Genomic DNA, 24084 nt, shown 5'->3' with positions numbered 1-24084 from the left:
CAGAAACAGAGGCACCTAGCATAGCGCTAGGTGCCTCTGTCATGCCCAATTATGCGGGTTTGTCCTGCAGATTCTTCGCGGAAGGCCCGACAGCCAGTTCCTTCACCGATTGAACGCTGATCACGCGCTCGATTAAATATGCACCCCCTAGGAAGATAAGGAAAATATTCGGATAGCCGTATCGGGAGAAGGCGACGAATGGAAAATAGATGACGGTAAAATAGGCGAGCGTCAGCAATACGAGCAAATACGGGATATTGCGGCGGGCAATCGCATTGACGAGCATAAGCAGCAATCCCGCAGTGCTAATAAGCATCATAATAAAATGAATTAAGACAACAAGCGGATGCGGAATGTTAAATACCGTTTTCCAATAGTAAGGTCCGAGATAGAGACCGGTAATTTTATCAACCGTGTACCACTTCAGATATTCCATGGGATGATGCTTAAAGCCGTAGCTAATGATTTTTTTGGCAGTGTCCGCCATATCGTCATCTGAGCCTGCGAACAAGCTGGCCCTGTCCGGAGCCGCATACTCAGGGTGAGCATCGAAGAATTGTTTCTCTGGAGCCGCGTTATTGATAAGAGCCCCGAGCAGCATCGGATTTCCGGCGGACTTGGTAAAAGGAATAAATTGGTCGAACGTTATGTAATTCCGGATCCACCATGGGCAGAGCAGCAGCACCATCGTGACGGAGATGATGACCGTATGCTTCACGATTGTTTTCAAAGACACTTTATTAATCAGCCATAATAGAAATAGGACGACGGGAAAGAGACCGGTATGCGGTTTGAAATAACAGCCCATGACGACCAGCACCGCGACGATGATATAATGCTTCGTTTGATTGCTGCGTAACGCCAAGAGACTGAAACAAACCAACAGGATAAAGATCGTCCGGAAAATCGTCTCCGACAAAATAACGCCCGATGAGAAATAATCCGGCAGATAGAAAGCCGACGCGATACTCGCGATAAGGGCAGTCCTGCTGTTAAACAAAGCATTGGCAAGAACAAAAATCAAATAAACGGAAAAGGCCTGAAGCGCTACCTGCAGCATCCGAAACGCGATAACAGCGGCATCGCCTTGTCCAAAGATCAGCATAAATCCAGACAATACAAAAGGCATCCCCGGCATAATAAAGGAAGAAGGCTCCTCGCCGCTGTTATAAGCAAGCGTATGCTTATTCAATAAAATTTTTGCGCTATTGACGTATTTCACGTCATCATTGTTCAGCTTCTCGTAGGAGCCTAGCAAGAAATGATCGCCGTAAAGGAGAACAGACGCGGAACTGATTGCGAAAACAAGAAGAATGGTAAGAAGAAGAGTGATTTTGACCGGCTTTGATACGTGATTCAGTTTAAACAAAACGACACACCTCTCGAATATATTTCTATAGGGATAAACAGAATTTACCTATATTTCAATTATAACGCATATGGGATAAAAATTGTTTCAGATCCGCAAACTGCCCCGTCTGCTATTTTTGGCGTCTATAAACGGAAGTACAATTGCTTTCTGACCACCTGGATTGCCTTGGACCGGGTGAAGGATCGGCCGTATGACATCCGGGCGATGGTTCAGCGGAAGCCGAAAGGCTCCTGGGTCTGTACGGGCTTTATGGTAAAAGTAGGCGGGCGCAACAAAATCGTAACGAAATATTACCAGGGCGGGGCTATTTATACGCTGAAAATGCTTGGCGCGGAGCAGGGGATTTCATCCAAGAAGACAGCTGGACGCGTGCGGAAACTTACGGATACCGCTTTGCAGATATCGAACGTTTTAAGCAAGCACCGCTCGGGGAGGCATGAGCTTGGCATTGACTTTGCCTATGATAAGAAGGGGCATCTATGGGTGCTTGAGGTGAATTCCAGTCATCCGCAATTTCATCCGCTTAAACGGCTCGATCCCCCGGCCTATAAAAAAATGAAGCGCCTTGCGGCCAGCTACGGCAGGCGCGAAGCCACATAAAAGCAGGCCGGCAAATCGCCGTACTTGTTTTTTATGAACTTTAATGATTGCGCTTACCCCGATGATTGAAAAGTATCATTTTTAGTTGTTCAGGCTTCTATTAGTGTTTTGGGTATCGAGCTAGAATACAAGTAGAACAACAAGAGCAAGGGGGATTGAGTAGTGGCGCAGCTATCCGTTAATGAAGAACTCATAACTAAACCAAAAACTAAAAATGCGTTTCTGAAATTTTTGAAGCAAATGGACATCCAATTGATGGTGCTGCCGGCATTGCTTCTCATCATCGTGTTCAGCTACATACCGATGTACGGCGTATTAATGGCTTTTCAGGATTACAGTATTTTCAAAGGCTTTATGGCAAGCGAATGGGTTGGCTTGAAGCATTTCGACATGTTTTTCAGCTCGCCGGAGTTTTTTGAGGTCATGCGAAATACGATTGTCATCAGCTTATTGAAATTTTGCATTGGCTTCCCGGCACCGATCGTACTGGCTTTAATGCTTAACGAAGTGAAAAACATGATGTTCAAGCGTCTCGTGCAAACGGTAAGCTACCTGCCGCACTTTATGTCTTGGGTCATCGTTGCGGGACTCATCATGTCGATGCTTTCTACCGATAATGGCAGCGTTAATATTTTGCTGGAGAAAATGAATTTCATAGAGGAGCCGATCAACTTCCTGTCGCTTCCGGAATTGTTCTGGTCCATCCTTGTCTCCACGGGCGTATGGAAAGAAATCGGCTTCGGCTCCATCGTATATCTCGCGGCTATCGCAAGTATTGATCCAAGCATGTACGAAGCGGCGTCCATGGATGGCGCGAGCAAGTTTAAACAGATTTTCTTGATTACCCTGCCTTCGATCATGCCAGTTGTTTTGATCTTCATGATTCTTGCTATCGGCAATCTGCTCAATGCAGGGTTCGAGGACATTCTCCTGCTTGCCGTCAATCCGGTGCTCCGGGATGTGTCCGATGTCATCGATACGTACGTCTACCGGGTGGGGATACAGAGCTCAAGGTACTCTTACGCCACTGCAGTCGGCTTGTTCAAAGCAGTAATCAGCGTCGGACTTCTGACGATGGCGAACTACCTGGCGCGCAGAGCCGGCAGCAGCTTGTGGTAAACTATACAATTAGCCCGGAAAGGCGGAGGATGCAGTGATCAGGCTCAGCTTCGGAGACCGCGTCATGACGGTAACCATCTATATCATACTTACGTTATTAGCTTTTCTTACCTTTTACCCATTCTGGAATGCGCTCGTCATTTCATTTAATGCCGGCATAGATACGGCTAAGGGCGGCGTCACCTTTTGGCCGCGCACCTGGACGCTGGAGAACTACGGCATCGTCTTCAAGGACAAGCGTCTGGTCGGCGCATTTCTAGTCTCGATTGCCAGAACGGTCGTCGGTACGGCGGCATCCATTCTTGTAACGGCCATATTCGCATACGGCATTTCGAAGAAAGAGCTGATGGGCCGCAAGTTTTACATGATTTTATGTATCATCACGATGTATTTCAGCGGCGGGCTTATTCCATCCTTTCTCCTGATTCGCGAGCTTCACCTGATGAATACGTTCTGGGTATTCATTATCCCTTCGCTGGTCAGCGTGTGGAACATGATTATTTTCCGGACCTTCTTCCAAGGCTTGCCCGCAGGTCTCGAGGAATCGGCCAAAATTGACGGAAGCGGCAATTGGGGCATTTTCTTCCGGATCGTCGTTCCGCTCTCCGGACCCGTGATTGCGACACTATCGCTGTTTACCGCTGTTTTTCATTGGAATGACTGGTTTGGTCCAAGCATTTACATCACCAATGAAAAGCTTCTGCCTATACAAACGATGTTAAAGCAGATTTTGAATTCGAACATCGTATCAGACCAAATGTCGCAGCTTGATTCCGCGGCACAAGGGCAACTAGCCAAAATGAGAACGGTGACGAGCAAATCGTTGTCCATGGCGACCATGATGGTAGCCACGATTCCCATTATTATGATTTATCCTTTCGTGCAAAAGTATTTCGTAAAGGGTGTACTGGTCGGCTCCTTGAAAGAGTAGCAGGCAGCGTATGAAAAGCGGTTTAGAGCGTAAGCTTTGAACATATAAAAAAGAGCTTGAAAGGGGATTTTATACAGATGAAAGCGAAAAGTAAACTGCTCGTCCCTATCGTCTCCGCTTTTATGGCCGTTTCTTTATTGGCAGGATGCAGCGGCAACGGCGGTAATTCCGGCAATTCCGGCAACGGAGAAACATCAAACAACACGGCGGATGCGAATAACAGCAACAAACCGGCATCGGTTTATGAGCTGGGCAAGGAGCAGCTAGATTTTACGCTTTACGGTCATTATGATTGGTACACAATGCCTGCTTGGGGCGGGGATATTACAAGCACATGGATTAGAGATACGAAGAAAGTCAATGTAAAACCTATCCATTCCGGCGGCGCGGCTCCTCAGAAGCTGAACACAATGATCGCAACCGGCGACCTGCCTGACGCGATCTGGCTGGAGCGTGTCGATGTGGAAAAACTGCGCAGCGCAGATCTCCTCGTACCTTTCGACGACTACCTGGACAAATATCCTAACCTGAAAAAATGGCTCGGCGATGAAGGCATCAACATGCTTCGTTCCGAGGACGGCAAGCTCTATCAGTTCCCTAACTGGTACACGAAACAGCCGAACGGCAACGCCGGCTATGTCGTTAACAAAAAGATCTATACGGAGCTTGGCTCGCCTAAGCTTGAAACAACGGATGATCTATACAATTACTTAAAGCTCGTGAAAGAAAAGTATCCGGACGTAGTTCCTTATGAGCCGCATTTGGCAAAAGACGGACAAGGCCTTGACGTATTGTACTCGGCTTTCAAAGAAAATGATCAGAAGTTTCCAGGCATGCGCGCTGTCCCTAACGGCGATAAGCTGACTTCGATTTTCCTTGATCCGGAGTACCGCGAAATGATGCAGTATACATCGAAGCTGTTCCGCGAGAAATTGATCACGCAGGATGCCATGACGCAAACGATCGATCAAATTACGGAAAAAGTAATGACCGGCCGAGTAGCGGTATTCGCAGCGGCAAGCCCGACGGAAATCGCGATGCAAGCGCATGCCGAGCTCGTGAAAAATGATCCGGAAGCGGGATATTTCATGATTTGGCCGATTCACAAAGAAGGCTTGGACAAAGATAAAATTTTCCCTGGTACTTATGGTATGCTTGGTTGGAACGTAACAGTTATTACGAAAAAAGCGAAAAACCCAGAAGCGATTTTCGCTTTCTATGACTGGCTGACAGGCCCTGAAGGCCAAAGCGCATTGATGTGGGGACCTCCAGGCATCTACTGGGATGGCGTAGAAGCGGACGGCGAAACACCGATTTTCACGGACAAATATACATCTGAAGCAGGAGAGATGGCAAAGCTTCAAGGCATTACAACGAACTTGAATTGGGTTGGTAACACCGTATTCATCGACTCAACGAAAGCGAAGTTCGAAGCGACTTTGCCGGTAGAGCAGCAGAACTGGTCGACTCGCTACCAACGTGAAATCACTTGGAAAACACAGTCGAACGCTACGGAGTTCATCAACATCGATCCGCAGCCGGAAACCGAAGAAGGCATTATTCGCCAGCGTATCGAGGATCTCTATCTTGAGGTAAGGGCAAAAGCGTTGTTTGCAAAGGATGACGCGGAAGTGCTGGCAATCCTTGATCAAGCGGAGAAGGATGCGCAATCGGCGGGCTACGATAAGCTGCTGGCATTCAAAACGGAAAAATGGCAAGCGAATCTTGCAAAAATGAAAGCGGAATAATAGATAGATTTTCATAAAACGGCGGGTATACTAAGCTATTTAGTGTACCCGAGTTTTTTCGTTTCTGTAGAATCTTTTTTTTGGCATTAACCTATATCGCGTTTTCCTAATTGGAGCTGAGAACATCATGTATAAAGTATTGCTTGCAGACGACGAGAGGCTGGATTTGGAAGGAATGCGTACCTTTATCCCTTGGCAGGATCTTGGTATGGAGGTTGTCGCGGGGGTACTGAACGGCTTTGACGCCTGTAAAGTACTGGACGCGGAAAAGATAGACATTATCGTTACCGACGTCCGTATGCCGAATATGACGGGGCTGGAGCTGGCAAGACGCGCGCTTGAGCTGTCCAAGGATATTAAAATTATATTCGTCAGCGGCTATCAGGATTTCAGCTACGTGAAGCAGGCATTATCACTCAACGCTGTTAATTATGTGCTGAAGCCGATGGATGATCAGGAGCTGATTGATTCCTTACTCAAGGTTCGCGAGGATTTGGATCAAGAACGGCAGAGGCAGGATGCTTATTGGCAGATGGTTCCGATCGTTAAGAATGAATATTTGCTGCAGCTCTTGGAAGGGACGAGCAGTGTGCGTACGGTTGAGATCCTGAACCAGGAATATGAGATGAACCGTTTCCGTTATCCGGGAATGGCTGCGGTTATCGAAATTGACGATCGGTCATGGAAGCAAAGCGACGAGAGCGAACCTGAACGGGATGAGATGCAGCAGGTTGTTTCGATTTGTACGGAGCTTGGCGTAAGGCAAATTTGCAAAATAAGCAAAACCCGCATCGCAATCCTTATCGAGCAAGCGGATAACGGGAATTTGCCGGAGCGGATGATCAGCCATGTAAACGAACAGCATGCTTTTTCGATTACGGCAGGAGTAGGGGAGCAGTGCCGTTCCTTCAGCGAGTTGTCCCATTCCTACAAGCAGGCTGTAGAAGCTTTGGATCTGAAAATGTTCTATGGCAAGGGCAGGGTCATTGGATACGGAGAGGTTAGGCCTGCGGAGAAAGAGGATGTCAAGCATCTCGACGCAAAGCTTGAAGCGTTATTTGTAGCGATGTCAGCGTATGAGCTGGTTCGTATTCATGACGAGCTTGATGATTTGTTCCAGATTGCCAAAAGCTTGAAATCAAAGTTTACGCTGCGGAATTATGCGCTCTATATCGTGATGAAGCTTGATAATTATTTGCAACGAACGAACGAAAACGTGTTCCAGCTCCTCGGCATGGAATTGAATAATTATGAAATTATCATGCAGTTCGAAACCATCAACGACATTCATCTGTGGCTGCGGCGCAGGGTTTATGAAATATCGGAGACGCTGCAGGCGAATAAGTCCAAAAAAAATTGGAAGCTCATCAAGCAAATGATCGACTACATGAAAGAGCGTACGCAGGATAACATCACGCTGCGCGATTTGGCAGAGCAATTTTCGCTCTCGCCGAACTATCTCGGCCTGATTTTCAAAGAGGAAACGGGCAAAAATTTCAGTGAATATTTCATCCAGCTGCGCATGGAGGAAGCCTGCCGGCTGCTCAAAACGACCAATATGAAAATATACGAAATCGCGGATCGCGTTGGCTATCGGCATTTGCCCTATTTTAGCAGGCAATTTAAAGAAATGTACGGCATGACGCCGCTGGAGTATAGACGAACATGACCAATCACAAGTCGGAGCATCGGTATATGCCTTTCGGGATCAAGCTGATGCTTACTTACAGCTTGTTTATTATCATACCGGTTTTGCTGGTCGGCTACGCGGCCAATGTAATCTTTACGAACTCGATTCAAGAGAGAACCCGCGAGATCAATCACGGAACGCTGGAGCAGATGAAGGATAATATTACGTACAAAATGGAGGATATGTCCCGCATCTCGGACATGCTTTATTTTGACAGCAATCTAGCTTCTTATTTACAGCATTACGAGGAAGGCTGGGTCAGCTACGAGGCGACGACGAAGCAGCTCCTGCCCAAAATCCAGACCACAATTGAGGCTGCTAACAACAAAATGCGCCTTGCGGTTTATTTGCACAACGACACGCTGCCGGAGATTTACCATAATTATAAAAATACCGATCCGCTCAACGCAGAAGGGCCTTTGTTCGATTTGTACCATATCACGAGAATTTTGGACAAATCGTGGTACCTGAATTACCCGAAGGAGCATTACGGGCAAACCTTGCAATGGAAGCAGGTGGAGGGTGACAGTAAGTTTGGGCATATTTCCTTGCTTAGGCGGCTTGTTAATATGGCGGATCCGATTAGGCTGGAGGAGATTGGCTTTGTAAGGATCAGCCTGAGGCTGACAGACTTGCTGGAGAGCGTCGATTCTGAAAAAATCGGCAAGGGCACGAAAATTTTTGCGATTGACGAGAATCGTAAAATTATGTTTTCTTCCGGTAATACAGACTATAGGCTTGGCGAAACGTTGAGCGAGGAGAAGATTGCGGACTACTGGGTCATTGACGAAGAGATTCCGCAGCTCAAATGGCATCTTCTTGCGCTTGTCCCGTCGGACATCATGGAGAAGGCGACCAATGACGTCAGGCTTTGGACGGTTCTGATCTGTTTGGCATGTTATGTGGTGTTTTCACTCGCAGGGTTGTTCATATCCCGGTTTTACTCGCGCAAGGTTTCCAAAATCGTTCGCGTGCTGGATGCGTTCCAAGAAGGCGATTTCCAGAAGAAGATCATGTTTAAAGGGAAGGACGAGTTTACGCGCATTTCCGTCGCTCTTAATGAAATGGGGCAAAACATTGATGAATTGATCCAAGAAGTGTATATGACGAATATTAAGAAAAAGGAAGCGGAGCTTGAATCGCTGCAAGCGCAAATTAATCCTCATTTCTTATATAACACCCTTTCTTCGATCAGCCGGCTGGCCAAATTCGGCGAAGTGGACAAGCTGCAGCGGATGGTGCTCGATTTGGCCAAATTTTACCGGCTGTCGCTCAATGAAGGCAGAACCGTCATCCCGATCAAAAACGAGCTGGAGCAGGTTGGCGCTTATATTAATATTCAGAAAACCAAATTCGGCGACGGGATGCAGGCTTTGTTTGATATAGACCCTGATATTTTGCGGTTCACGACCGTGAAGCTGATCTTGCAGCCTTTTATAGAAAATGCGTTAGAACATGCTTGGTACGGAGACCGCATTAATATCCGAATCGTCGGAAAGCTGGCGGACGGGCTGATCATGTTTCAAGTCATAGATGACGGCATCGGCATTCATCCCGAGATCCTGCGTCAGTTGTCAGACCCGGTGGAAAGCTTGAACGTCGGGTATGGCATCCGCAATGTAGACGGACGTATCCGGCTTCACTTTGGAGCAGAGTACGGCGTCAGGATCGTCAGCAAAAGGGGAATCGGAACCTCCGTCTGCATCACCATCCCGGCCAAAACAAAAGATAACGACACAGAGCGCCCTATTTAAAATAGGGCGTTTTGTGTGTTTTTTTGATTACATGTAATAAAACCTAACATATATATTGACACATCCGTACGTTCCGCTCTATAATTCGGTTAAACGTAAGGTTTCGTGACAAGTGAATAAAGGTTCTCGAGTACAATCGATGAGAACGACAAGCAGTCTAGGGTTCCGTTAACGACGGCTCGGCGCAATTGCAAGCAAGCGCCATCACGTAGTTAAGCCTGGTCCAAGAGACGGCGTATAGATGATGCGGCCTAAACACCTGCTCAGCTATATAACACGGAAGGATAAAAGCCTGGGAGATCACTCTCCTGGGCTTTTATTTTTTTTTAGCCTATTGCGTTAATAAACGTAAACGGCGGTCACCGTCTTTTGGATGCAAAAGCTATTTTCGCGATGAATTCTTTAAAAAAAGATGACAGGAGTGGGGAAAATGAAAAAATCACTTAAGGCTGCATCGGTACTAATGCTTATCGTAGCCATGATAGGGTTGGCTGCATGCTCTGGAAATGCAAAGGAAACGGCGGGAGGGGCAGCAGGCGATCCGGTCACCATTGCCCTTAGTCCATGGCCGGGTTGGTATATGTGGTATCTGGTAGAGGAGAAGGGGTTTTTCGAGAAGCATGGCGTAGACGTGAAGCTTGAATTTTTCCCTGTATACAGCGATTCACTGCAAGCGATAGCAGCCGGCAAGGTGGATGCGAACAGCCAAACGCTGAGCGATTCGCTCGCGCCGCTTTCCAAGGGCATTGGCCTCAAAGCCGTCCTTGTTAACGATAATTCTTTCGGCGGCGACGCGATCGTAAGCAAACCTGATATCCAGTCCATCAAGGACTTAAAGGGGAAGACCGTTGCAACGGAGCTGGGTACTGTGGACCACTTCCTTCTGCTTACCGCGCTGGCGGAGAACGGGATGGATGAAAAGGATATCAAATATGTCAATATGACGGTAAATGATGCAGGTCCGGCTTTTATCTCGGGGAACACGGATGCCTCCGTGCTCTGGGAGCCGTTCCAAACGACCGCGGTAAAGCAAGGCAAAGGAAAGGTGCTTTATTCGTCCAAGGAAACGCCGGGACTCATTCCTGATTTACTCGTATTCCGTGATTCGGTGGTGAAAAATCGCCCCGGGGATGTACAGAAAATCGTAGATGCTTGGTTCGATACGCTGGCTTGGTATGAGGCTAACCAAGAGGAAGCGATCCAGCTGCTTGCCGAGAAGGCAGAGACGACGCCGGAGGATTTCAAGCTTGGCCTGGACAGCATTAAGTTATTCGGCAAGGAAGATAACATCAAAGCTTTCGAGAAGCACGAGGATTACACATCGCTTAGCTATACGGGGCTTAAAACGGCCGATTTCCTTTATAAGCTCGATATGGTCGATAAGCTTGACAGCGTAGATGAGTTGTTTGACCCTCAGTTCGTCAATCCAAAAGCAGGGAAGTGATAAACGATGGGAACGCCAATACGACGTAAACCGCATAAGTTTCAGCTATTCAAAGACATCGGCCCGAGGCCGTTTGCCGTAACGGCGGGTTTTTCCTTCGTTCTGCTGCTGGGGATATGGTCGCTGCTCAGCTATACGGAGATAGTCAGTCCGATCTTTCTGCCAAAGCCGCATGCCGTGCTGGTTCAGCTTATTCTTAATCTCGGCAGTCCGGAGTACTGGGGACACATCGGAATCAGCGTTTTCAGGGTAACGGCAGGCTTCCTATTGGCCTGCGTCATCGCGATTCCTATCGGGGTATTTGCGGGAACCTTCAAGTACGGCGAAGCCTTCGTGGAGCCGCCGATGGAATTTATCCGCTATATGCCGGCGGTAGCCTTTATTCCGCTCATTATGGTGTGGGCGGGAATTGGGGAATGGGCCAAGGTGCTGCTAATCTTTATCGGCTGCTTCTTCCAGCTGGTGCTCATGGTATCGGATATTACAAGACGCGTTTCGCATGATCTGCTGCATGCTTCCTTTACGCTTGGCGCGACAAGGTGGAAAGCAATTGAAACGGTTATTATTCCGGCTATTCAGCCTCAGCTGATGAATACGCTGCGCCTCATTTTGGGATGGGCGTGGACTTATCTTGTCGTTTCCGAGCTTGTCGCGGTCAGCAGCGGTCTTGGCTATCAAATTATGAAGGCGCAGCGCTTCTTGAATACGGACGAGATTTTTGTCGGGATCATTGTCATTGGACTGCTTGGCCTCGTCAGCGACCGGATATTCGCTTTTCTAAACCGCCGGCTTTTCCCTTGGGCTTAACTTAATAAACGTTAGAGCTAGGGACAATTAAATAAAGGTTCTCATGATTGCCATTGAGAACGAAGAGCTGTCTAGGGTTCCGTTGAAGACAGTTGACGAGAAGGGATTAAGCAAAACCATCGTCAGCTTTCAGCAGGTCTGGTCCGAGAGACGGCATATAGCAGGGCGGTTATTCCATAACGCAGCCCGCTATAGTACACGGAAGGACAAAAGCCTGGGAGATTCTCTCCCGGGTTTTCTTTATTTTTAAGACCAACCAATCAATCAAGGGGGAAACAGCGATGAGCAGCATTTGGAGTAAAACCATTCAACCAGGAGGAAAGTGGTCAGGAACGGTCAGCCGGGGGAGATTGCTGCGGTTTACCGCATTGGAAGCGGGGGCCAATCTATCCCTGCTTCTCTATAACGCCAAGGATCTGACGGAACGCTACAATATGCCCGACACGCTAAAAGCGCAGTATACCTCGCATTTAACGAAAGGGAATGTGCTGATGAGCGATAACGGACGGTTGCTGGCCAGCATTGTTGAGGACCAGCTTGGCTGGCACGATACGATAAGCGGGTACACAAGCCGCAAAGCCACGGATGCAAAGTATGGCAGGACCGCCTACCAGGAGCTGCGGAACGAATGGCTGCGCAGCGGGCAAGAAAATTTTGCGGTCGAGCTGGTGAGAAACGGTCTAGGCGTGAGGGATCTTGTTCCCGTCGTGAATCTGTTTTCCAAAGTGTTTTGCGATGAGCAGGGCCGGATGCATTTTAGCCCGGAGCATTGCCGGGCCGGGGCTGCCGTAACGCTCAGAACCGATATGGATGTGCTGCTCGTGCTGTCGAACACGCCTAACCCGCTCGATCCAAGCAGCGAGTATCCTTCCGTTCCCGTTCATTTCGAGGTTTTGGAAGCTGACGCTGCCGCGGAAGATGATTATTGCTTGAACTATCGGCCGGAGAACCGGCGCGCATATGAGAATACGCAGGAATATTACCTGCTGCAAGGCCTATAGGACTTATCAATCATTGATCAGGAGGAATGGCATATGGCTGTTTTTAATCGGGTGGAAAGTCCGCGCAGGGCGGAGGATGCAATATATGATGAAGTAATTGCGGCAGGTGACGGCTGGATGTATGACCTGCAGCCCGGCCAAGTGCTGCGAATCGTTGATTTGGAAGGAAATCAAGCGGCTGACACGTTATTTTACGATGCCGATCATCCAGAGGACCATTATAGCGCGGTAGCGACGATTGCCGGTCAAGGCAATATCTATTTGACGGCAGGAAGCGTACTGCTCTCCGAATCCGGAAAGGAAATGCTGCGAATCGTTGCGGATACCTGCGGTCGGCATGATACGGTAGGCGGCTCCTGCTCCGCGCAGAGCAATACGGTGCGTTATTCGCATGATAAGCTTCACATGCACAATTGCCGGGATACGTTTATGCTGCAGCTGGCGAAGCGGAACGGGAATTATTCCAAACGGGACTTGGCTCCGAATATTAACTTCTTCATGAATGTGCCGGTGACGGCAGACGGAGGCCTGCAATTCGCGGATGGCGTATCCTCGCCGGGCGCGTATGTCGAGCTTCAATCGCTTTGCCGTACGACGGCGCTGCTCAGCAATTGCCCGCAGCTCAACAATCCGTGCAATGCCTATAATCCAACGCCGGTTCGGGTGCTTGTCTGGAATCAATAGCAGCAATCTTCTTTATACAAATACATGATAGCTACTTGGCGAGGAGAGGTTACGATGTTCACGAAAGTATTGATTGCAAACCGCGGCGCTATCGCGGTACGAATAGAGCGCACACTGCGCAGGCTTGGGATTTCTTCGGTTGCTGTGTATACGGGAGCCGATCAAGACAGCCTGCATGTCGATCAGGCGGACGAAGCTGTTCTTATCGGGGAAGGTCCAGCCAAAGAAAGTTATTTGAATGCGGAGCTTATTTTGCAAACGGCGTTAGAAACAGGGGCGCAGGCGATTCATCCGGGTTACGGGTTCCTTAGCGAAAATGCGGATTTTGCCCGCGCTTGCCGCGAGCACGGCATTGTATTCATCGGTCCCGCTCCGGAGCAAATGGAGATGTTCGGCCTGAAGCATTCGGCGAGGGAACTCGCCGAGCGGGCAGGCGTTCCGTTATTGCCGGGAACGGCATTGATTACGGAGCTTTCGGAAGCGCTAGAGCAGGCTGGCGAGATCGGCTATCCCGTTATATTGAAGAGCACGGCAGGGGGCGGCGGCATCGGAATGCGGATTTGCGCCGATGAGGAAGCGCTGCGCTCGGCTTATGACGGCGTAAAGCATTTGGCGGAAACGAACTTCAAAAACGGCGGGTTGTTTTTGGAGAAATATATTGCAAGAGCACGGCATGTCGAGGTTCAAATCTTCGGCAACGGCTTCGGCGAGGTCGTTACGCTCGGCGAACGCGATTGCTCCATTCAGCGCCGCAACCAAAAGGTGATTGAAGAGAGTCCGGCTCCAAATCTGTCGGATGAGGTACGAAATGCGATGTTCGGCGCATCGAAGCGCCTCGCGGCGGAAGCGGGCTATCGCAGCGCGGGAACGGTCGAGTATTTGTACGATCCGGAATCCGGCGAATTTTATTTCCTTGAGGTGAATACGCGGCTGCAGGTGGAGCATGGCGTAACCGAAGAGGTGCTGGGCGTAGATCTAGTCGAATGGATGATACGGGAAGCGGCGTATGAGCTTACCGATTTGCAATCGCTGGTAAATGCGCCGGTTGGACACAGCATCCAAGCGAGAATCTACGCAGAGGACTGCTTGCAAAATTTCCGGCCAAGCGCGGGACAGCTGGATCAAGCCGTATTCTCGGCTAACGCCCGCAATGAGTCCTGGGTAAGAGACGGCCTTACGGTGACGACGCTTTATGATCCGATGCTGGCCAAAATCATCGTGCATGGCGCCAACCGGGAGGAAGCGATAGGGAAGCTGATTCAGGCCCTTTCCGAGACGAGAATGTACGGCATTACGACGAACCTGCAATACTTGCAGGCGCTGCTCGGGGATCAAGATGTGGCGGACGGCCATGTGTATACGCAGCTGTTAAACGGCTTTGAACCGGCGGAGCATGCGCTTGAAGTAGTCGACGGCGGCGTGCAAACGACGGTGCAGGATTGGCCGGGCCGGGTAGGGCACTGGGATGTCGGCGTACCGCCATGCGGACCGATGGACCCTTATTCCTTCCGCATAGGCAATAAATTGCTCGGCAACGGCAATCATGCCGCCGGCCTTGAGCTTACGCTGCGCGGGGGCTCGTATAAATTCCGCAGCGGCGTATGGTTTTGCGTAACCGGCGCGGATATGCAGGCACAGCTGGACGGCGTGAGGGTAGAGTCCTACAAGCCGGCGTTTGCGGAACGCGGACAGGTGCTTAGCTTTGGGGAAGCGCAAATGGGCCTGCGTACGTATTTGCTCGTTGCCGGAGGCTTTGATATGCCGCGCATTCTCGGGAGCGCCGCGACTTTCACCCTTGGAGGCTTCGGCGGACACGGCGGCCGTGCGCTGCGCGCGGGCGATGTGCTTGGCGTAAACAAAGGCGCTGAACCGATTGCCTTGGCGGAGCTTGCTCCCGCCGAACGGCCGCAAATGACGCGGGAATGGACGATTGGCGTCATTCCCGGACCGCATTGCACGGGAGAATTCCTAAAGCCCGAATATTTAAAGCAGCTGTCGGAGACGGCTTTCGAGGTTCATTTTAACAGCTCGCGCACCGGCGTTCGCCTGATTGGGCCGGCTCCCCTCTGGACGCGGGAGGACGGCGGAGAAGCGGGGCTTCACCCCTCGAATATACATGATAATGCCTATGCGGTCGGCACGTTGGATTTGACGGGAGACATGCCGATCCTGCTTGGACCGGATGGACCGAGCCTCGGCGGGTTCGTGTGTCCGGTTACGACGGCATCGGCGCAGTTCTGGAAAATCGGGCAGCTCCATGCCGGCGATAAAGTGCGGTTCCGGCTGTTGACGCTTGAGGAAGCCGATGAGCTGCGGGACCAGCAGGAGCGTAAACTGGAGGCGATTGGGGGATCCGCGCGCGAGGGCTTGCCAAGCGCAGAGCTGAAGGCGGAAGTTACGGCTCTGACGCCGGATTATCCGCTTCTCGTTAACGAGGCGGAAGGCCGCAGGTTTCCGATCAAAATCCGCTGCAGCGGCGATGAGAATTTGCTTGTGGAATACGGCGAATTAGAGCTGGATCTTCTACTGCGCTTCCAAGCGCATGCGCTTATGCAGGCCATCGAGCAATCGGGACGCATTCCTGTGCTGGATTTGACGCCGGGCATCCGCTCCTTGCAGGTGCATATCGACCGTTCCAACATTACGGTTAGCGAGGCTTGCTCGATTATTTTGGAGCTGGACAGCATGCTGCCGCCGCTGGAGACGATTCAGGTGCCCTCGCGCATCGTACGCCTGCCGTTGTCCTGGGATGACCCGGCCACGCAGCTTGCGATCGACCGCTACCAGCAAACGGTTCGCCCGGATGCGCCTTGGTGCCCAAGCAATATTGAATTCATTAGGCGTATCAATGGGCTGGAGAGCATCGAGGATGTGCAAAAAACCGTATACGAAGCTAACTATTTGGTGCTCGGATTAGGCGACGTTTACTTGGGCGCTCCGGTTGCAACGCCGGTCGATCCGCGTCATCGCCTGGTCACGACGAAATACAACCCGGCGCGCACGTGGACGCCGGAAAATGCGGTCGGCATCGGCGGCGCCTACATGTGCGTGTACGGGATGGAAGGTCCCGGAGGCTACCAATTCGTTGGACGCACGATCCAAATGTGGAACCGCCTGCGCAGCACGGAAAGCTTTAAACCCGGCAAGCCATGGCTGCTGCGGTTTTTTGACCAAATTCAATTTTATCCCGTGGAGGCCGATGAGCTGCTGAAGCTGCGCGAGGATTTCCTGCGAGGCCGTTATGAAGCGGACATTACGGAAACGACGTTTGATCTTGGCGAGTATTTAAAATTTTTGGGATCTATCGAAGAGAGCGCAGCTGCGTTTAAAGAAAAGCAGCAGGCATCCTTCCAAGCGGAGCGCGAGAGCTGGAAGGAGCTGGGGCTTGCCGAGTATGTTGCGGAGCATGAACCGGAGCGGACGGAGCAGGAGGAGGAGCTGCAGGAAGGTGCTGCCGCGATTCGCTGCACAATGCCGGGCAGTGTATGGAAAGTGCTCGTGAGTCCCGGCGAGCGGGTGAAAAAGGGCGATACGCTTATCATTGTGGAGAGCATGAAAATGGAGTTCTCGCAGCAGGCCTCCTGCGACGGCGAGGTATGCTCGGTGCATGTGAGCCCGGGCGATCAAGTCCATGCGGGGCAGCTTATTGTCGGTATTTTGCAGCATAAGGAAACGGAGGCGGTTGTATGACAAAGCGCGGATTTCCCCTTCATTTGACGATGGAATGGCTTCACATCGGCTACAAGAGCGGATCGTTGATGCCAGAGGAGGTTGTGCTGGAAATTATTCGGCGCGCGGAAGCGGATGCGGGGATGAATGTTTGGATCACGCCTCCGACGATGGAAGCGATGAAGCCTTATTTGGAAAAGCTGGCTGAGCTGGACCCGGCGGCAGCTCCGCTTTGGGGTATTCCGTTCGCGGTAAAGGATAATATCGATGTAGCCGGCATTCCGACCACGGCTGGCTGCCCGGCATTCGCGTATACGCCGCAGGAGCATGCAGCCGTAGTGGAAAGGCTGGTAGCCGCAGGGGCAATTCCTCTTGGCAAAACGAACCTCGATCAATTCGCGACAGGCCTTGTCGGTACCCGCAGTTCCTACGGAGAGACGCAAAATGCGCTCCGGCCGGAGCTGATCAGCGGCGGCTCGAGCTCCGGCTCGGCCGTCGCGGTAGCCCGCGGCCATGCCGTATTTGCGCTAGGCACGGATACGGCCGGCTCCGGCCGCGTACCTGCAGCTTTGAATGAACTTGTGGGCTTTAAGCCGAGTCTTGGCTCGTGGCCGGTAAAAGGCGTCGTTCCGGCTTGCGCAAGCCTGGATTGCGTGACGGTATTCGCTCACCGTTTGGAGGAGGCGCTCGTTGTGGACGGCGTAACACGCGGCATACACGAGAACGATCCGTGGTCGCGCGAGGTGAAGCGGCAGCAAGCAAAGCTTCCGGCCAAGGTCTGCTTGCCCAAGCAGGCCGTTGCTTTCTACGGGCCGTTCGCTGCGGAGTATGAACGCGCCTGGCTTGCGGCAATTGGCCGCCTGGCGCAATTGAACCTAACGATTGAGTATGTGGATTATGATTTGTTTTCGGATGCGGCTGCAATTTTGTACGATGGTCCATGGGTTGCGGAGCGCTGGGCAGACTTGAGCGGATTCATCGATTCGAATCCGGGAGCCGCCTTCCCGGTAACCGAACGCATTTTGCGTTCAGGCGCGTCTGCTGAGCATGATGCGGCATCGGTGTTTAACGCCATGCATAAGCTGCAGGCTTATAAGCTTGAGGCGAGAAAGCTGCTGCAGGATGCGGTGCTCGTCATGCCGACCTGCGGCGGAACCTGGACACGGGAGCAGGCGAGAAAGGAGCCTTACAGCACGAACAGCGACATGGGACGTTACACGAACCATTGCAATTTACTCGATTTATGCGCAGCAGCGGTACCTTCGGACGCTGCAGGGGAGCGGCTGCCCTTCGGCATTACGCTGTTCGCGTTAGCAGACAACGAGCATCTGATGATCGAAGCGGCGCGTTCGTTTCTGAGAGGCGGGGAGCAGACTCTTATTGGAGGACCGGCAGCGTCGGAGCAATTAGATCCGGGGCGGGCAGAAAGCTCAGCAGAGGATAGCGTTCCCGAGACAGCTGCCCCGAATGGAAAGCGGCAGGAAATGGCTCCTAACGCCGATCATCCCGCGGAGCAATCGATAACCGTAGCGGTGTGTGGTTTGCATATGCGGGGTTATCCGCTTGAGAAGCAAATGATCGGCTTGAATGCGCGTTTCATCCGTGAAGCATGCTCAGCGCCCCGTTACAAACTGGTTAAGCTGCCAACGACGCCAGCGAAACCGGGCATGATCAAGCAGCAGCAGGGCGGCGCAAGCATCGAGCTGGAGCTGTGGGAAATGTCACCGGCTTCCCTCGGGCTATTTACTGCCCTAATTCCGGCTCCGCTAGGCATCGGGAAAGTCGAGCTGCTGGACGGCACGGAGGTTTCCGGCTTCGTGTGCGAAGCTTATGCGGCAGCAGAGGCAGAGGATATTACGGAATACGGTGGCTGGCGGCGAATCCCGCAGCCGTAACTGTGGTTAGGGAAGGCTTCCTTCGTCTTGTTCGCGAGATGGAGGAAGCCTTTTTTTACTTACTGCAGCCGAACTGCCCGTATACATAAAAAAGCGCTTAAGGCAGCAGCTCAAGAAACCGTTTGGCCGCCGAGGAGCTTGGTACGCGGCGAAGCGTAGCGATGCCGATGCTGCGCGCGGGGACGGGAGGATGGAGCGGGATCTCGATCAGCGAGCCGGCGGCGAGCTCTTCTTTTACATATTCACGGATGAGGAAGGCCAGCCCAAAGCCGCTGCGCGCGAATTGGGCGAGCAAATCGAAGCTGCCCAGCTCTAGTTCGGGACTCAGCTTAACGCCATGCGCTTCGGCATATTCGTCCAGGAGACGGCGGGTGCCGGCTTCTTTCTCCAAGAGCAGCAAAGGATGCCGGGGAAGATCTGCAAGATCCAATACAGAGCTGCCTAGCGCGGAATAAGCATGGCCGCAGGCGAGTATATCATGCAATGTAGTGCTTTCCCGAAAGTCGAGCTGACTGTCGGAGGCGGGCATGTGCACGATGCCGAAATCGATTTTGCCCTCCTTAAGCAGCGCTATCGTTTCAGGGGTTGTGCGATTGGTCACGCGGATGCGAATGCTTGGATACTCGGAGTGGAAACGCTCCAAATAAGGCAATAAATAATGCTTGCATAACGTATCGCTGGCGCCGATGCTAATTTCACCGCTCTGCAGATTATGCATTTCGGCAAGCATTTTCTCCCCGGACTCCATGAAGGTATAGGCTTGCTCGATGTAACGGTAAAGCACCTCGCCCTCTGCCGTAAGCTTCACTCCTTTGGCCATGCGAAAAAACAGCTGTCCGCCCAGCTTTGCCTCTAACTGTTTAATGGTATGCGTAACGGCAGGCTGTGTAATATATAGCTGCTCGGCCGCACGCGACAGGCTGCCTGTCTTGGCTGTCCAGTAAAAGACACGGTACCACTCCATATTAACGATCATGATCATTACCTCACCTAATAGATGGTATTAGTTATATCAATTATTCTAATGCAGTTACGATCATTATAATAAACGTTGTAAGGATTACACAAGATCGGGAGGCGAGTGCTTTGACGGTAACCGCGATAGTTGGAGCGAACTGGGGAGATGAAGGCAAGGGCAAAATGACGGATGCGTTGGCGGCAGCGTCCTCATTTGTCGTTCGGTACCAGGGGGGTAGCAATGCAGGGCATACGATTATAAACAGCTACGGAAAATTTGCGCTTCACATGCTGCCGTCGGGTGTGTTTTATCCGGAAATTACGAACGTTATCGGTCCGGGCACGGCATTGGATATTGACGTGCTGCTGGGGGAACGGGAGGAGCTGCTCCGCAGGGGCGTTCCGGAGCCCCGCATCCGGATATCGGAACGGGCACAGGTCGTGCTTCCGATTCATCGGCTGTTCGATGAACTGGAGGAGTCGCGGCTCGGCGATAACGGCTTCGGATCGACCAAGCGCGGAATTGCTCCGTTTTATGCGGATAAATATGCAAAGCTTGGCGTTCAGGTAGCGGATTTATACGATGAGGAACGGCTGCTGCAGCGCCTCGGGCAATCTTTGGCGGCGAAAAATATACTTCTCGAGCAGCTGTATAACCGTAAGCCAATTCAGGCACGCGAACTGCTGCCTGAGCTGCGCAGCCAAGCGGAGAAGCTGAGTCCGTTCGTTTGCGATACAAGCAGGCTTCTCCATGACGCTTACCGCTCCGGTCAGCCGGTTTTGCTGGAGGGACAGCTTGGCGCATTGCGCGACCCCGACCATGGGATTTATCCGTATTCGACCTCTTCATCGACGCTGGCAGGGTTTGCGCCGGTCGGAGCGGGATTGCCGCCGTACGCGATTACGCGAATTATTGCGGTAACCAAAGCGTATTCCAGCTGCGTGGGAGCAGGTCCTTTTGTTAGCGAGCTGACCGGTGAAGCAGCGGATCAGCTGCGCCGATTGGGTGGCGACGCGGGAGAATTCGGAGTAACGACGGGCAGGCCCCGCCGGGTGGGCTGGTTTGATGCGGTTGCTACGCGATACGGCTGCATGCTTCAAGGAGCTACGGAGGCTGCGCTTACGAATCTTGATGTGCTCGGCTACTTAGAGGAAATACCGGTTTGCGTCGGCTATGAATGGGATGGGCAAATCGTGAAGGAGTCGTTTCCCGTAACGGCTAAGCTGCAAGAAGCAAAGCCGGTCTTGGAGCGCCTTCCAGGATGGAAATGCGACATTTCGCATATACGCAGGTTCGAGGATTTACCTGAGGCAGCGCAGCAGTATGTTCGCTTCGTAGAAGCTTCCATAGGCGTAAAGGTCGGCAGCGTATCGGTTGGGCCGAAACGCGAGCAGCTCATCACGCTTTAAAACATCGATGTGCGGCCGGAGCGTACGCCTAATCCATTTAGCTGGCACGCGAGGAAAAGGAAAAGCAGTATCCTGGCAATCAGGATACTGCTTTTTCCTTGCGCGGCCATAATGTATAGCTAAAGCTTATGACAAAATCGATGCCGAGCACGATCTGCCAAAACTGCAGCGATTCGGACAATGCTTCCGTTCGCGCCTCATTGCCAACCATAACAATCATGCCATATAAAATGAGAGAACCGATCCCCCATGCGAGAAGATGATGCAGCCATCCGTTCCGTTCATGGCGAGCATGCTCTTTTCCGTATTTTGGTTTGCCGGCAGGCTCGGGACCGCCGGCGAAGCGGTAGGCGAAGCGCTCATCCGCCCATTTAATCATCCGGTGCCCGAAGGCGATGGACACGCCGATATAGACGGCAGCCAGGCTGTGGGCGAAGGTCGCCTCCGCGCCTCCGCGCAGATCATAAACCGTAGCGATAACTAATGCCAGATCAATGAGCGGCGTACTGTATAGGAAAAGCTTGCCCAGTTTCTTTAATCGGAAAATATAGCGGAATACTAAGCCGGCGAGCACAAACACCCAAAAACCAATTTCACAGCCGATGATAAAAGCGGTAATCATGTGATCATCTTCTCCTTCTGTTAAAATAGTATTGCGATAATCGTTAGTAACCTATAAAGAGGGGATGAATCTACCTATGAATAAATTGCTCGTGGTTGGAAGTATAAACATGGATATTGTCAGCTCTGTAGGGCAATTTCCGCGTCCAGGCGAAACGATACCCAGTGCGGCTACAGCCTTTTATCCAGGCGGCAAGGGCGCAAATCAGGCTGTGGCTGCAGCCAGGGCAGGAGCTCGGTGCGCAATGATTGGCGCGGTTGGAGAAGACCCGTTTGCCGAGACGCTGCTGGCAGCCTTACAAGAAAATGGAATTGCCATAAATCACATATTACGCAAGCGGAGCAGTTCAGGTTTCGCGATTATTACCGTTAACGGGGAAGGCGAGAATTATATCGTTTTATCGGAGGGGGCTAACGGCCAGCTTACGGCAGCCGATGCGGCAGCGGGAGCAGGTGATTGGTCCGATATCTATGCCGTGCTGCTGCAAAACGAAATCCCGTGGGAGACCAATCTAGCCGTGATGAACAGCGCAAGCAGCAGCGGCGCTTACGTCTTCTATAATCCGGCGCCTGCTCGCGCCATCCCTGAACCTGTGCTTCCGCTCATTCATACGCTCATTCTGAACGAAACGGAGGCGGCGGCCGTGACAGGCCTAGCCGTTAGCGATCCAGCTTCGGCTAAGGCAGCGGCAAAGTGGGTTTTGGATAGGGGAACGAAAAACGTCATTATCACTTTGGGCGAGAAGGGCTGTTATTATCAAAATGAACGGGGAGCTTCGCTCGCTACACCTGCGTTCGCCGTGAAGCCCGTCGATACGACGGCAGCCGGCGATACTTTTTTTGGGGCCTATGCGGCAGCATGCGCGGATGGCCTGCCGGCAGAGCAGGCGTTGACCTTTGCAGCCGCTGCTGCGGCGCTGGCGGTTACGAAGCAGGGCGCTCAGGCGTCTATCCCGGATCAAGCAGAGATCGAGGCGTTTCTTCTGCAAAATAAATAATATATATTTGGGCTTGCTAAAACTAATGGTGTTAGTTTATTATAAAACTAACGACATTAGTTTTTATTCGAGGGGGCCGATTGGGATGAGAATGATACGCGAGAAAACGGTTGTACAGCTGACTTATTTGCCGAAGGTATTTCCGGTAAACTGTTATTTGGTGGAGGAGGAAAACAGCTTAACCTTGGTGGATGCTGCGCTTCCTAACAACGTAAAAGCTATTTTGCAAGCGGCGGAAAAGCTTGGCAAGCCAATTGCGCGTATCGTTTTAACGCATGCCCATGACGACCATATCGGCGCTCTCGACGGCTTAAAGGAGCGGCTTCCCAACGCACAGGTGTTTATTTCCAAAAGAGACGCAAGGCTGCTCCAAGGCGACCGCTCGCTGGAGCCGGGTGAACCGAGCGGGCCGATTCGCGGCGGCGTGCCCAAAAAGGTGCTTACCAAGCCGGATGTATTGCTGCAGGACGGCGATCGCGTCGGCTCCTTGCTCGCCGTAGCCGCGCCTGGACATACGCCGGGTTCCATGGCATTCCTGGATACCCGAAACGATATCCTTATCGTTGGCGATGCGTTTCAAACGCGCGCAGGCGTTGCGGTGTCCGGGCAGCTGAAGCTGATGTTTCCATTCCCCGCTCTGGCTACGTGGGATAAACAAACGAGCTTGGAATCAGCCCGGCGCCTTAGGGATTTAAAGCCGACGCTGCTCGCCGCAGGGCATGGGAATATGGTCGTTCAGCCGAAGCAATGGATAGAGAAAGCGATCACCGAAGCGGAGCGTTCCTTAGCAAAATAGAAGAACCGGGAGGATATCCTCATGTCACCGAGAAGAGGGCTGGATTTGATGACCATTGTGGAGGAAGCAGCTGCCATCGCAGATGAGCAGGGCATACAGGAAGTAACGCTGGCATCGCTGGCGCAGAAGCTTGGCGTACGCTCTCCTTCATTATATAACCATGTAAACGGATTGACCGGTTTGCGGAATCAGCTAGCGATTTACGGCTTAAAGAAGCTGACCGCAGCCATCCATGAATCCTTGAAGGAACAAACAGGCGATGAGGCTATTCATGCAATCTCATCCGCGTACATTTCTTTTGCGAGATCGCACCCGGGTGTATACGAGCTGACTTTGCGCTCGCCGGACGCGGATGACGAGGAATATGCCTCGGCTGCGCAGGTGTTGGTCGATATATTGGTGCAGACGCTCAGCTATTACCAGCTGGACCGGGAGAAGTCCATTCATATTGTAAGGGGTTTGCGGAGTTTCTTGCACGGATTCGCATCGATCGAGCAGAAGGGCGGTTTTGGAATGCCGCAGGCTGTCGACGACAGCTTAAGCATCACAATCCAAACCTATCTAAACGGGCTTCGAAAAAGCTAGTTC

At 51.7% G+C, this 24084-nt stretch carries 19 protein-coding genes; 16 read left to right on the top strand and 3 right to left on the bottom strand.

Going from position 1 to position 24084, the window contains the following annotated elements; all coding sequences use genetic code 11:
* Nucleotides 1–49 precede the first annotated feature (49 nt).
* On the bottom strand, nt 50–1369 hold the full coding sequence (locus ACN6MW_RS05320) for a glycosyltransferase family 39 protein (protein WP_419874526.1): 1320 nt from the start codon (nt 1367–1369) through the stop codon (nt 50–52).
* 177 nt (nt 1370–1546) lie between these two features.
* Here ACN6MW_RS05320 and ACN6MW_RS05315 point away from each other — a divergent pair, with 177 nt between their 5' ends.
* From ACN6MW_RS05315 to atzF, 12 genes are all read left to right on the top strand, one after another.
* Nucleotides 1547–1972 (top strand): YheC/YheD family protein, encoded by a 426-nt coding sequence (locus ACN6MW_RS05315; protein ID WP_419874525.1) that lies wholly within the window; start codon nt 1547–1549, stop codon nt 1970–1972.
* A gap of 162 nt (nt 1973–2134) precedes the next feature.
* Nucleotides 2135–3091: an ABC transporter permease gene (locus tag ACN6MW_RS05310; RefSeq protein WP_419874524.1), complete on the top strand. Its 957-nt coding sequence runs from the start codon at nt 2135–2137 to the stop codon at nt 3089–3091.
* Nucleotides 3092–3125: 34 nt separating this feature from the next.
* The gene (locus tag ACN6MW_RS05305; protein ID WP_364146795.1) at nt 3126–4022 is read left to right on the top strand and encodes a carbohydrate ABC transporter permease; all 897 of its coding nucleotides are present in this window, start codon (nt 3126–3128) and stop codon (nt 4020–4022) included.
* A gap of 77 nt (nt 4023–4099) precedes the next feature.
* Nucleotides 4100–5770 carry an extracellular solute-binding protein gene (locus ACN6MW_RS05300; RefSeq protein WP_419874523.1) on the top strand — a complete coding sequence of 557 codons (1671 nt, stop codon included), beginning with the start codon at nt 4100–4102 and terminating at the stop codon, nt 5768–5770.
* Between the two features lie 127 nt (nt 5771–5897).
* Nucleotides 5898–7439 (top strand): helix-turn-helix domain-containing protein, encoded by a 1542-nt coding sequence (locus ACN6MW_RS05295; RefSeq protein ID WP_419874522.1) that lies wholly within the window; start codon nt 5898–5900, stop codon nt 7437–7439.
* The gene (locus tag ACN6MW_RS05290) at nt 7436–9214 is read left to right on the top strand and encodes a sensor histidine kinase (RefSeq protein WP_419874521.1); all 1779 of its coding nucleotides are present in this window, start codon (nt 7436–7438) and stop codon (nt 9212–9214) included. The genes ACN6MW_RS05295 and ACN6MW_RS05290 overlap by 4 nt, the downstream gene beginning before the upstream one ends.
* Before the next feature lie 430 nt (nt 9215–9644).
* Entirely contained in the window at nt 9645–10658 is a 1014-nt protein-coding gene (locus ACN6MW_RS05285) for an aliphatic sulfonate ABC transporter substrate-binding protein (protein ID WP_419874520.1), read from the top strand.
* Nucleotides 10659–10664: 6 nt separating this feature from the next.
* Nucleotides 10665–11465, top strand: coding sequence for an ABC transporter permease (locus ACN6MW_RS05280; RefSeq protein WP_419874519.1), 801 nt, complete (start codon nt 10665–10667; stop codon nt 11463–11465).
* Nucleotides 11466–11746: 281 nt separating this feature from the next.
* Nucleotides 11747–12466 (top strand): urea amidolyase associated protein UAAP1, encoded by a 720-nt coding sequence (locus ACN6MW_RS05275; protein ID WP_419874518.1) that lies wholly within the window; start codon nt 11747–11749, stop codon nt 12464–12466.
* A gap of 33 nt (nt 12467–12499) precedes the next feature.
* Entirely contained in the window at nt 12500–13150 is a 651-nt protein-coding gene (locus ACN6MW_RS05270) for an urea amidolyase associated protein UAAP2 (protein WP_364146811.1), read from the top strand.
* 54 nt (nt 13151–13204) lie between these two features.
* The gene (gene uca, locus ACN6MW_RS05265) at nt 13205–16840 is read left to right on the top strand and encodes an urea carboxylase (RefSeq protein ID WP_419874517.1); all 3636 of its coding nucleotides are present in this window, start codon (nt 13205–13207) and stop codon (nt 16838–16840) included.
* Nucleotides 16837–18714 carry an allophanate hydrolase gene (gene atzF / locus ACN6MW_RS05260; protein WP_419874516.1) on the top strand — a complete coding sequence of 626 codons (1878 nt, stop codon included), beginning with the start codon at nt 16837–16839 and terminating at the stop codon, nt 18712–18714. Before uca ends, atzF begins: the two co-directional genes overlap by 4 nt.
* Nucleotides 18715–18811: 97 nt before the next feature.
* Here atzF and ACN6MW_RS05255 read toward each other — a convergent pair whose 3' ends face one another.
* Nucleotides 18812–19690: a LysR family transcriptional regulator gene (locus tag ACN6MW_RS05255; protein WP_419874515.1), complete on the bottom strand. Its 879-nt coding sequence runs from the start codon at nt 19688–19690 to the stop codon at nt 18812–18814.
* Between the two features lie 110 nt (nt 19691–19800).
* On the opposite strand from ACN6MW_RS05255, the gene ACN6MW_RS05250 reads away from it, so the two are divergent.
* Entirely contained in the window at nt 19801–21081 is a 1281-nt protein-coding gene (locus tag ACN6MW_RS05250; protein WP_419874514.1) for an adenylosuccinate synthase, read from the top strand.
* A gap of 79 nt (nt 21082–21160) precedes the next feature.
* Here the strand turns inward: ACN6MW_RS05250 and ACN6MW_RS05245 are convergent, their stop codons facing one another.
* Nucleotides 21161–21703 (bottom strand): hypothetical protein, encoded by a 543-nt coding sequence (locus ACN6MW_RS05245; RefSeq protein WP_419874513.1) that lies wholly within the window; start codon nt 21701–21703, stop codon nt 21161–21163.
* Nucleotides 21704–21779: 76 nt separating this feature from the next.
* Between ACN6MW_RS05245 and rbsK the strand changes: the two genes are divergently transcribed.
* The 3 genes from rbsK to ACN6MW_RS05230 all read left to right on the top strand — a co-directional run bounded on the left by rbsK (nt 21780) and on the right by ACN6MW_RS05230 (nt 24081).
* Nucleotides 21780–22700 (top strand): ribokinase, encoded by a 921-nt coding sequence (rbsK, locus tag ACN6MW_RS05240; protein ID WP_419874512.1) that lies wholly within the window; start codon nt 21780–21782, stop codon nt 22698–22700.
* An 85-nt stretch (nt 22701–22785) separates the two neighbouring features.
* Nucleotides 22786–23496, top strand: a complete 711-nt coding sequence (locus tag ACN6MW_RS05235; RefSeq protein ID WP_419874511.1) for an MBL fold metallo-hydrolase — start codon at nt 22786–22788, stop codon at nt 23494–23496.
* Nucleotides 23497–23517: 21 nt separating this feature from the next.
* Nucleotides 23518–24081, top strand: a complete 564-nt coding sequence (locus tag ACN6MW_RS05230; protein ID WP_419874510.1) for a WHG domain-containing protein — start codon at nt 23518–23520, stop codon at nt 24079–24081.
* Nucleotides 24082–24084: the final 3 nt, after the last annotated feature.

Source organism: Pristimantibacillus sp. PTI5, assembly GCF_048572955.1.
Taxonomy (GTDB): domain Bacteria; phylum Bacillota; class Bacilli; order Paenibacillales; family Paenibacillaceae; genus Pristimantibacillus.
The sequence above is the reverse complement of the archived record's forward strand: the minus strand, read 5'-3'. Positions and strand labels throughout refer to the sequence as shown.

Excerpts from the sequence above, each read along its gene's own strand:
- ACN6MW_RS05300 (WP_419874523.1), top strand. The coding sequence starts at position 4,100 with ATGAAAGCGAAAAGTAAACTGCTCGTCCCTATCGTCTCCGCTTTTATG.
- ACN6MW_RS05295 (WP_419874522.1), top strand. The coding sequence starts at position 5,898 with ATGTATAAAGTATTGCTTGCAGACGACGAGAGGCTGGATTTGGAAGGA.
- ACN6MW_RS05290 (WP_419874521.1), top strand. The coding sequence starts at position 7,436 with ATGACCAATCACAAGTCGGAGCATCGGTATATGCCTTTCGGGATCAAG.
- ACN6MW_RS05285 (WP_419874520.1), top strand. The coding sequence starts at position 9,645 with ATGAAAAAATCACTTAAGGCTGCATCGGTACTAATGCTTATCGTAGCC.
- ACN6MW_RS05280 (WP_419874519.1), top strand. The coding sequence starts at position 10,665 with ATGGGAACGCCAATACGACGTAAACCGCATAAGTTTCAGCTATTCAAA.
- ACN6MW_RS05275 (WP_419874518.1), top strand. The coding sequence starts at position 11,747 with ATGAGCAGCATTTGGAGTAAAACCATTCAACCAGGAGGAAAGTGGTCA.
- ACN6MW_RS05270 (WP_364146811.1), top strand. The coding sequence starts at position 12,500 with ATGGCTGTTTTTAATCGGGTGGAAAGTCCGCGCAGGGCGGAGGATGCA.
- uca (WP_419874517.1), top strand. The coding sequence starts at position 13,205 with ATGTTCACGAAAGTATTGATTGCAAACCGCGGCGCTATCGCGGTACGA.
- atzF (WP_419874516.1), top strand. The coding sequence starts at position 16,837 with ATGACAAAGCGCGGATTTCCCCTTCATTTGACGATGGAATGGCTTCAC.
- ACN6MW_RS05255 (WP_419874515.1), bottom strand. The coding sequence starts at position 19,690 with ATGATCGTTAATATGGAGTGGTACCGTGTCTTTTACTGGACAGCCAAG.
- ACN6MW_RS05245 (WP_419874513.1), bottom strand. The coding sequence starts at position 21,703 with ATGATTACCGCTTTTATCATCGGCTGTGAAATTGGTTTTTGGGTGTTT.
- rbsK (WP_419874512.1), top strand. The coding sequence starts at position 21,780 with ATGAATAAATTGCTCGTGGTTGGAAGTATAAACATGGATATTGTCAGC.
- ACN6MW_RS05235 (WP_419874511.1), top strand. The coding sequence starts at position 22,786 with ATGAGAATGATACGCGAGAAAACGGTTGTACAGCTGACTTATTTGCCG.
- ACN6MW_RS05230 (WP_419874510.1), top strand. The coding sequence starts at position 23,518 with ATGTCACCGAGAAGAGGGCTGGATTTGATGACCATTGTGGAGGAAGCA.